The organism is Nocardioides sp., assembly GCF_031422975.1.
Classification (GTDB): domain Bacteria; phylum Actinomycetota; class Actinomycetes; order Propionibacteriales; family Nocardioidaceae; genus Nocardioides.
In genome coordinates, this window is the sequence record NZ_JANPEO010000202.1 from 1 (window position 1) to 8506 (window position 8506).

The window sequence follows — 8506 nt, forward strand, 5'->3', positions numbered from 1 at the left end:
TGCCGGCGCTGGCCCGCGGCGAGGTGGTGATCACCGATCGCTACGTCGACTCCGCGCTGGCCTATCAGGGCGCGGGCCGGGACCTGGTCGTGGCCGAGGTCGAGCACGTCAACCGCTGGGCCACCGCCGAGCTGCGCCCGCACCTGACCGTGGTGCTCGACCTAGCGCCCCAGACCGGACTCGGTCGCTTCGAGGCGCGCGACCGCATCGAGGCTCAGTCGCTGGAGTTCCACCACCGCGTGCGCCAGGGCTTCCTCGACCTCGCCGCAGCCGACCCCGATCACTACCTCGTGCTCGACGCACGTGCGCCGGTGGACCACATCGCCGGCGCCATCCAGACACGAGTGAAGGCGCTGTTGCCATGACCGAGACGCGACGGGCCCGGGCGGTCTGGGACGACCTGGTCGGCCAGCGGCCCGTGATCGTGAGCCTGCAACGAGCAGCGGGCGGCGACGGGATGACCCACGCGTGGCTGTTCACCGGCCCCCCGGGATCCGGTCGCTCCAACGCCGCCGTCGCCTTCGCGGCGGCGCTGCAGTGCGAGACCGGCACCGGCTGCGGCCACTGCAAGTCGTGCCACACGGTGATGACCGGAAGTCACGCCGACGTGCGCATCGTCCGCACCGAGAAGCTCTCCATCGGCGTCGACGAGGTCCGCGACCTCGTCCGCAGGGCTGGTCTGGCGCCGTCCGGTGACCGGTGGCAGATCATGATCGTCGAGGACTCCGACCGCTTGACCGAGCAGGCGTGCAACGCCCTGCTCAAGGCGATCGAGGAGCCGACTGCCCGCACGGTCTGGCTATTGTGCGCGCCCACGGTCGAGGACGTGTTGCCGACCATCCGCTCCCGGTGCCGCCTGGTCACGTTGACGACTCCGCCCACCGACGACGTGGCGGCCTTCCTGGTGCGCACCCTCGACGTCGGGCCCGAGCTCGCGGCCAGCGCGGCCCGCGCAAGCCAGGGCCACATCGGTCGGGCTCGGGCGTTGGCCCGCGACGAGGAGACCCGCCAGCGGCGGCGCCAGGTCGTGCGGATCCCGACCAAGGTGACCTCGATCGGCGCCTGCATGCAGGCCGCGACCAACATCAGCGAGATCGCCAAGGAGGAGGCCGAGGCGATCACCACCGAGCTCGATGCGCGGGAGAAGAAGGACCTCGACGCGGCGTACGGCGTCTTCGAGCGCGGCCGCCGACCGCGGGACTACTCCCCGGCGCTGAGCGCGCTGGAGAAGGACCAGAAGACGCGCGCGAAGCGGCGCATCCTCGATGTCGCCGACCGCTGCCTGATGGACCTCACCTCGGTCTATCGCGATGCGATCGCGCTCAGCGTGGGCGCCCCCGGAGCGCTCGTCAACGAGGAGATGCGTGCCGAGATCGAGCAGCTCACCCGGCAGACCACCGCCGAGGAGCTGCTGCGGATGATCGATGCGATCTTCACCGCACGCGTGCAGATGCTCGAGTTCAACGTGCCGCCACTCCTGGCGCTCGAGTCGATGATGGTGGCCCTGCGGCTGCCGGGGGGAGCTGGCCGGTGAAGAGGATCTTGGCGGGGTTGGTGATCGTCGCGTTGGTCGCGGCCACGTTCGTGGCCGTCGGCACGGCGTTCTCGAACTTCCAGACCGACCCGACGCCCGCGGCCACGCCCTCGCCCGCGTCGTCGCCGCCCGACGACGCGTCCGGACCCGCCGGCTCCCATGCCCCGTCGCCCGAGCTCGAGCCCTTCTACGCCCAGCAGCTGGCGTGGGAGTCGTGCGAGGACGACCTCGAGTGCGCCACTCTCGAGGTGCCGGTCAGCTACTCCGAGCCCGGCGGCGAGACCATCGACCTGGCGTTGCTCAAGGTGCCGGCACGTGGTGACAGCCGGGGTGCCCTCGTGGTCAACCCGGGCGGACCGGGTGCCCCCGGCACCGACTACGCCGCCGCGGCGAGCCGGGTCTTTCGCGAACCGCTGCTGCGCGCCTTCGACATCGTCGGATTCGACCCGCGCGGCACCGGTGACTCGGCCCCGGTGGACTGCCTCTCCGACGACCAGCTCGACACCTATCTGTCCTCCGACCCCAACCCCGACACCGTGGAGGAGGAGCGCGAGTTCGCCGCCCTCATCGGCGAGTTCGGCCGCGGCTGCGCCGAGCTCGGTGGCGACCTGGTCAACCACGTCTCGACCATCGAGGCAGCGCGCGACATGGACGTGCTCCGGTCCGCCCTCGGCGAGCGCACCCTCACCTACCTGGGTGCGTCCTACGGCACGAAGCTGGGGGCGACGTACGCCGAGTTGTTCCCCGATCGCGTCGGCAGGCTCGTCCTCGACGGTGCCGTCGACGTCTCGCTCGACAACCGCCAGCTCGGCCTGGAGCAGGCGGCCGGCTTCGAGACGGCCCTGGGCGCATACATCCAGAACTGCATCGACACCACGCAGAGCTGCTTCCTCGGAGGCTCGGTCGACGAGGGCCTGGCCACGATCAGCGGCCTCCTCGCAGACATCGAGGCCGCGCCGCTGCCGACCGGTGACCGAGACCTGCAGATCGGCAACGCCTTCTACGGCATCGTGACCCCGCTCTACAACCGTGACTACTGGTTCCTCCTCAGCGCGGCGCTCCGCTCCGCGCTCAGCGGCGACGGCAGCGCGCTGATGGAGCTCGCCGACATCTACTCCTCGCGCGGCTCGGATGACTACACCGACAACAGCGCCGAGGCGATCTTCGCGATCAACTGCCTCGACGACCCGTCGTCGGTCGGCTTCGACCAGGTGGCCGCCGAGCTGCCGGCCTTCGAAGAGGCCTCGCCCACGTTCGGCTCGATCTTCGCCTGGTCCCTGACGTCGTGCCGCGGGTCGCAGACTACGACCACCGAGGCACCGATCGAGATCCGCGGTGAGGGCGCCGCCCCGATCCTGGTGGTCGGAACTACCCGTGACCCGGCCACCCCGATGAAGTGGGCTGAGGCGCTGGCCTCGCAGCTGGAGTCCGCCGTCCTGCTCCGCCGCGACGGCGACGGCCACACGGCCTACAACTCGGGCAACGAGTGCATCGACACCGCGATCGAGTCCTACCTGATCGACGGCGACGTGCCGGCCAACCCGACCGACTGCTGAGAGCGCTCACCTGATTTCGGCCCCCGCCGGGTCTGGCGTTATCCTTCTCCAGTTGCCCGGCTGGTCTCGACCTGCGCCGGGCAGCGCGCCGCCTTAGCTCAGTCGGTAGAGCGAGTCACTCGTAATGACTAGGTCGTCGGTTCGATTCCGACAGGCGGCCCCACGCAAGGCCCCTGACCTGCAGCGATGCCGGTCGGGGGCCTTCGTCGTCGCTGCCGGTGCCGCTCAGGTGCCGCTCACGGGGCGTTCAGGTGCCGCTCAGGGTCGGTGCGTACGGTCGGTCGCGATGACTTCTTCACAGCGAATCCGTCCCGTCCTCGGCCTCACCCTCGCCGCCGCACTGCTCGCCCTCGCCGCCTGTGGCGGTGGTGATGACGACAGCTCGGCCGCCGCCGCGTCCTCCGAGGAGCCGACGTCCCAGGACTCCGCGGGCGGCACCCAGGCGGAGCCTGATCTCGAAGGGATCCCGGACGTGGTGGCCGAGGTGAACGGCGAGGAGGTGACGAAGGACGAGTTCGTGGTGCTCTACGAGGCGCAGTTCCAGCAGGCGGCGATGCAGGCGCAGTCAGGCGGCGAACAGCCCGACGAGGACGCCTTGAAGGCTCAGACGGCCGACAACCTGGTGAGCACCACGCTGCTGACGCAGGAGGCCGAGGCCCGGGGCATCGCCGTCACCGAGCAGGACGTCGACGACGAGCTCGCCGCGCTGGCGAAGCAGAACCAGCTGGGCTCGCCCGAGGAGCTCATTGCCGCCCTGGAGAAGCAGGGCGCGACCGAGGAGGAGGCTCGAGCGCAGCTGGAGACGCAGATCGTGATCGAGCAGCTGGTGGCTGACGAAGCGGGCGACATCGAGCCCAGCGAGCAGGACCTGCGCAAGATCTACGAGCAGGCCAAGATGCAGCAGGCCCAGGCGGGCAAGCAGGGTCAGGCCATCCCGCCGTACGCCAAGGTCAGGCCGCAGATCGTGGAGCAGGCCAAGTCCGATCAGCTGGCTCAGGTCACGCAGGCGCTGGTCGACGACCTCCGCCAGGACGCGGACATCACCGTCAACCTCTGATCCGCGGGTCCGCGGCCGTGGGCGGTCCGTCGGTCAGCGGTTCACGCCTCGCCGGACGCCTCCGAGGTGTCGTCCGCGTCGACGAGCACCAGCTCTCCCACGTGGTCACCCAGGATCACGCTGGCCTGTGCGGGGAGGCCGGCGTCGGTGATCAGCACGGATGCCTCGGACAGCTCCGCCATGCTGCTCAGCCCGACGACGCCCCACTTGTTGGAGTCGGCGCAGACGATCAACCGGCGTGAACGCTCGATGAAGGCGCGGTTGGTCTCGGACTCGAGCAGGTTGGGGGTGCTGAAGCCGGCACGAAGATCCATCCCGTGCACCCCCATGAAGAACGCGTCGACGTGCAGGCTGCGCATCGACGAGACGGCAACCGGCCCCACGAGTGCATCGGAGGGGGTGCGTAGGCCGCCGGTGAGGAGCACCGACGTCGTGCTGTCGCCCACCCGGTGAAGCATGTCTGCCACCCACACCGAGTTGGTGACGACCGTGAGGTTGGGGATCTTCGCCAGGTGCTCGGTCAAGGCGTGGGTGGTGGTGCCGGCCGAGACTGCGATCGCCATCCCGGCGTGCACCATCTCGGCCGCTCGTGCGGCGATGGCCCGCTTCTCCTGGCGCCGCTGCACCGACTTGGCGGCGAAGCCCGGCTCGGAGGACGACGGCTCGGCCACGGCCAGCGCGCCGCCGTGGACCTTCTCCAGCAGGCCTTCGCGATGCAGCGCCACCAGATCGCGGCGCACGGTCATGTCGGAGACTCCCAGCACGTCCACGAGGTCCGTGACGCGCACGGTGCCGTCGCGGTGCAGCTCGGCGAGGATCAGGCTGCGGCGTTGGGCGGCCAGCATCACGACCGTCCTTCGCGGACGACGGCAACGCCGCCACCGGGAACCACCAGATCTGCATCCACGACGCGATCGGAGACCAGCTCGGTCCCTCGCACGGGCACCCTTGCCACCTCGGTCCCGTGGTTGATGACGAACAGCCAGGAGCGGTCGCCGCTGACCCGCCTGGTGACCTCGACGTCGGGTCCGGCTCCCGGCAGCCGTTCGATCCCGGCCTCGGCGACCACGCGGCGGACCAGCTGGTCGGTGCCGTCGGGGGACAGGCGCGTTGCGACGTACCACGCAGCCCCGGAGCCGACCGGGCGTCGGGTGACTGCCGGGAGCCCCGCGGCCGGTCCGTCGACCATCGTCGCGACCGCCTCGGCCCCTGCCAGCGTGACGTCCTCGGACCAGACGTCGGCGCTCGACAGCTCGTCCCCGAGCCCTTCCACCTGCACGTGCTGGTGCTCGCCGAGAGGGAGGAACTCGGTGCTGCGCACCCCGAGCAGGTCACGGAACGCGCCGGGGTAGCCACCGAGCCGGATGTGGTCGTGCTCGTCGACGATGCCGCTGAAGTAGGTGACGACGACGCTCGCTCCGGCCGCCGCACGCGCCGCCACGGCGGCGGCCGCGGCGTCGGTGACCAGGTAGAGCGTCGGCACCAGGATCAATCGGTACGCGGTCAGGTCGGTGTCGGGATGCACGACGTCGACCCCCACGCCGGCAGCGCTCAGCGACCGATGGAGGTCCTCGGCCCGGTCCCGGTAGCGCACGTCCACCGACGGGTGGGAGTCGAGCTCGCAGCCCCACCAGGCGTCCCAGTCGAAGAGGATCGCCGTCTGGTTGCGGGCGACGCTGCCGGCCACCTCCTCCACGGCGTCCAGGATCTGCGAGAGCCGGACGACCTCGCGCCACTGTCGCGAGTCGGTACCGGCATGCGGGAGCAGCGCGGAGTGGAACTTCTCCGCTCCCGCCCGTGAGGCCCGCCACTGGAAGAAGAGCACTGCGTCCGCGCCGTGCGCCACGTGGGCCAGGCTCGAGCGGATCATCTCCCCGGGAGCCTTGGCCAGGTTGCGCGGCTGCCAGTTGACCGCGCTGGTGGAGTGCTCCATCAACAGCCAGGGGCGGCCACCGGCGGTGCCGCGCGTCAGGTCGGCGCTGAAGGCGAGCTCACGGTGGGCGTGCGGGTCCGCTGCCGTGAGGTAGTGGTCGTTGGAGACGATGTCGACCTCGCGCCCCCACCGGAAGTAGTCCATCTCGAAGGTGTTGCGCATGACCATGGCGTTGGTGGTCACCGGTACGCCCGGCGACACCTCGTGCAGCACGTCCCGCTCGACCACGAAGTTGTCCAGGAGCTGGTCGGAGGAGAAGCGCAGGAAGTCCAGCTGCTGGGTCGGGTTGGACCAGGCCGGGGCCACCCGCGGAGGCAGCACCTCCTCGAAGTCTCCGTAGCGCTGCGACCAGAAGGCGGTCCCCCAGACATGGTTGAGCCGATCCACGTCGTCGTCGTAGCGAGCGCGCAGCCATCGCCGGAACGCCGCGGCGCTCACCTCGCAGTAGCACCTGGCGTTGTGGCAGCCGATCTCGTTCGAGACGTGCCACAGGGCCAGCGCCGGATGCTCGGCATACCTCTCGCCCAGGGCCCGGCACAGCCTGAGCGCGTGTTCGCGGTAGACCGGAGAGCTGGGGCAGAACGCCTGCCGGGCGCCGGGCCACAGGGTCCGGCCGTCCTGGGTGATCGGCAGCATCTCCGGATGCCGACGGGTCAGCCAGGGCGGGGGTGAGGCCGTCGCGGTCGCGAGGTCCACCCGAATCCCGGCCGCGTGCAGTGCATCCATCTGCTCGTCGAGCCAGGAGAAGTCCCAGCGGTCGGGCCCGGGCTGCAGATGTGCCCACGAGAAGACGCCGAGGGTGACCAGGTCCACGCCGGCGGTTCTCATGAGCTCGCGGTCCTCGACGTGAGCCTCGGGGGGCCACTGCTCCGGGTTGTAGTCGCCCCCGAAGGCGAGCGCGGGCAGCGGAGTTGGCATGGCGTCACTGTGACGAGCGCCGACCCACAAGTCAACGAATCTGGGGGAGTTCTGGTCCGGAAATGTTGAAATCGGGAGGACAAATGGACAAATAGCACCTTGACGTGGCTGTGCTGCGGGTCACATAGTGTCGATCACTGTTTGATTCTGCTCACAGGAGGCTTCCGTGTCCCGACCCCACCCCACCGGCATTGCTGGTGGCAGCTCCATGCCACGGTCCGCGCTGGCGACCATGTCGACCACTCGTCGCACCGTGCTCCGCGGGCTGGGGCTGAGCGGCCTGGCCATCGGAGGTAGCAGCCTCCTCGCCGCCTGCGGCGGTGACTCCGGTCCCTCGTCCGGGTCCAGCGCCACCGTCAAGTTCGGCATCAACGAGGCCGAGGGCTCGGGCCCGGCCTACGACCGGCTGAAGGCCATCGCCGATGCCTACACGGCCGAGAGCGACACCAAGGTCGCGCTCAACGCGGTCGACCACAACACGTTCCAGGAGAGCATCAACACCTACCTCCAGGGCACGCCGGACGACGTCTTCACCTGGTTCGCCGGCTTCCGGATGGCGCAGTTCGCCGAAGCGGGACTGATCACCGACCTGAGCGACCAGTGGCCCATCGATGGCCTCAACGACTCGTTCAAGCAGGCGTCGACCGCCCCGGACGGCAAGCAGTACTTCGTGCCGGTCAGCTACTACCCGTGGGCCCTCTTCTACCGCAAGTCGATCTTCGAGAAGAACGGCTGGGCACCGCCGGAGAGCAACAACGACTTCATGGAGCTCATGAAGGACATGCAGGGCAAGGGCCTCACGCCCATCGCGTTCGGGGACAAGGACGGCTGGCCCGCCATGGGCACCTTCGACATCCTCAACATGCGCCTCAACGGCTTCGACTACCACATCAGCCTGATGGCCGGCGACGAGAAGTGGGACAGTGACGAGGTCAAGGGTGTCTTCGAGACGTGGCGCACGCTGCTGCCCTTCCACCAGGCCGACCCGCTCGGTCGGACCTGGCAGGAAGCCGCGACATCGATGGGCAAGGGCGAGAGCGGGATGTACCTCCTCGGCACCTTCGTTGTCGACGCCATCAGCGAGCAGGCCGATGACATCGACTTCTTCACCTTCCCCGAGCTCGACTCGGCCATCGGCGCTGACGCTCTCGACGCCCCCATCGACGGCTTCTGCGTCTCGGCGGCCGGCAAGAACCAGGAAGCCGGCAAGGCGATGGCGAAGTGGCTGGGCAGCGCCGCCGCCGCAGACTCGGCCAACGAAGGTGCCGATGCGCCCTTCATCGCCGCCAACTCCAGTGCCAGCACCTCGTCCTACACCGACCTGCAGAAGAAGTCGGCGGAGGTCGTGGGAGCGGCGGCGAACATCGCTCAGTTCATGGACCGCGACACCAACGCCGACTTCGCCAACACGGTGATGATCCCCTCGATCCAGGCCTTCTTGAAGGACCCCAACGACATCGACGGGGTCACCGCCAGCATCCAGGAGCAGGCCGCCTCGATGCTGGCGG

Annotated in this window: 7 protein-coding genes and 1 tRNA gene; 6 read left to right on the forward strand and 2 right to left on the reverse strand. The window is 69.5% G+C overall.

Features of this window, described 5'->3' with window-relative positions; all coding sequences use genetic code 11:
* From RMO85_RS06165 to RMO85_RS06185, 5 genes are all read left to right on the forward strand, one after another.
* Positions 1–365 (forward strand): dTMP kinase (locus RMO85_RS06165; RefSeq protein WP_310527528.1); only part of this gene is annotated, 365 nt, incomplete at its 5' end.
* Entirely contained in the window at positions 362–1534 is a 1173-nt protein-coding gene (locus RMO85_RS06170) for a DNA polymerase III subunit delta' (protein WP_310527530.1), read from the forward strand. The genes RMO85_RS06165 and RMO85_RS06170, both read left to right, overlap by 4 nt.
* Positions 1531–3090: an alpha/beta hydrolase gene (locus tag RMO85_RS06175; protein ID WP_310527532.1), complete on the forward strand. Its 1560-nt coding sequence runs from the start codon at positions 1531–1533 to the stop codon at positions 3088–3090. The genes RMO85_RS06170 and RMO85_RS06175 overlap by 4 nt, the downstream gene beginning before the upstream one ends.
* 87 nt (positions 3091–3177) lie before the next feature.
* Positions 3178–3253, forward strand: a tRNA-Thr gene (locus RMO85_RS06180).
* A 123-nt stretch (positions 3254–3376) separates the two neighbouring features.
* The gene (locus RMO85_RS06185) at positions 3377–4147 is read left to right on the forward strand and encodes a SurA N-terminal domain-containing protein (protein WP_310527535.1); all 771 of its coding nucleotides are present in this window, start codon (positions 3377–3379) and stop codon (positions 4145–4147) included.
* Between the two features lie 41 nt (positions 4148–4188).
* Here RMO85_RS06185 and RMO85_RS06190 read toward each other — a convergent pair whose 3' ends face one another.
* Together RMO85_RS06190 and RMO85_RS06195 are read right to left on the reverse strand one after the other, a co-directional pair.
* Positions 4189–4992 (reverse strand): DeoR/GlpR family DNA-binding transcription regulator, encoded by an 804-nt coding sequence (locus RMO85_RS06190; protein ID WP_310527538.1) that lies wholly within the window; start codon positions 4990–4992, stop codon positions 4189–4191.
* Positions 4992–6998 carry a beta-galactosidase gene (locus RMO85_RS06195; protein WP_310527542.1) on the reverse strand — a complete coding sequence of 669 codons (2007 nt, stop codon included), beginning with the start codon at positions 6996–6998 and terminating at the stop codon, positions 4992–4994. Before RMO85_RS06195 ends, RMO85_RS06190 begins: the two co-directional genes overlap by 1 nt.
* 166 nt (positions 6999–7164) lie before the next feature.
* On the opposite strand from RMO85_RS06195, the gene RMO85_RS06200 reads away from it, so the two are divergent.
* The coding region (locus RMO85_RS06200; RefSeq protein WP_310527545.1) for an ABC transporter substrate-binding protein at positions 7165–8506 on the forward strand (1342 nt) is incomplete at its 3' end.